Annotated in this window: 1 protein-coding gene and 1 pseudogene; both read right to left on the bottom strand. The window is 41.3% G+C overall.

All coding sequences use genetic code 11. The features are described from left to right. Positions 1-630: pseudogene (locus tag ACM03V_RS34435) on the bottom strand (hypothetical protein); the annotation flags it as partial. A 126-nt stretch (positions 631-756) separates the two neighbouring features. After that, the gene (locus tag ACM03V_RS34430) at positions 757-879 is read right to left on the bottom strand and encodes a hypothetical protein (protein WP_414625305.1); all 123 of its coding nucleotides are present in this window, start codon (positions 877-879) and stop codon (positions 757-759) included. Positions 880-953: the final 74 nt, after the last annotated feature.

Raw genomic sequence — 953 nt, 5'->3', positions numbered from 1 at the left:
TTGTCTGTCAGCTAATTCTTGGGCTGCTTGTCTGTCAGCTAATTCTTGGGCTGCTTGTTTGTCGGCTAATTCTTGGGCTGCTTGTTTGTTGGCTAATTCTTGGGCTGCTTGTTTGTCGGCTAATTCTTGGGCTGCTTGTCTGTCGGCTAATTCTTGGGCTGCTTGTCTGTCGGCTAATTCTTGGGCTGCTTGTTTGTCGGCTAATTCTTGGGCTGCTTGTTTGTCGGCTAATTCTTGCTGCTGTTGCTGTTCGATTTTTTGATTGTTAAAAGCAATAGCATCCCTATCATTCGTAATTACAGGAGGTTTAACTGCGCTGGGATTAACAGCAGGTTGTGAGTTTTGAGGAACAATAGGCTTTGCGGATGGCTTTGGTAAAACTGGTTTAGGCTTTGGTTCTGGCTTAGCTTGCGGTGGTTTTTGTGGAGAAATTTCGATAAATTCAATTGGAATAGCCGAAGCGGAGCCGGATTGTGATGCAGAAAGTTTATGTAAGCTTATAAGCCAGAACGCCAGTAGATGCAAGATAAGTGAACCACACAAAAAGGCAATCCACCATGTTGGTGAATCGGTTTGTCGTCTCCAGGTTTTTTCTGGAATTGAAGTTTTTTCTACAACCGATTGTGTCATATATCTATATATATTATCTATACTAAATACTAAAAATCGGTAAAATAGCGGGCGTTCTGATACATCCTACCGCGATTAAAATGGGGCAAATAGTTCTAATTAACGTTTCCCCGAATAACCTGTCTTTTATTCTAGCGAACGCACGACTATCTCTGGAGTTACGGCGAAAGTTAGAACTGTTTCATCTATTCCCTTCAACTCTAACGGTTTACCCTTAATAATTTCTTCTTCCTCCAAATAATCAGCCACAGCAGCAGAAACAAGAATAGTATGCGCTCAGTAAATCGGGGTAATAAGAAAAAATAAGGAGTAACAAAGGTACA

It is taken from the genome of Calothrix sp. CCY 0018, assembly GCF_963920925.1.
Lineage (GTDB): Bacteria > Cyanobacteriota > Cyanobacteriia > Cyanobacteriales > Nostocaceae > Rivularia.
Note: the sequence above shows the minus strand (reverse complement) of the source record. Positions and strands in the feature narration are given on the sequence as shown.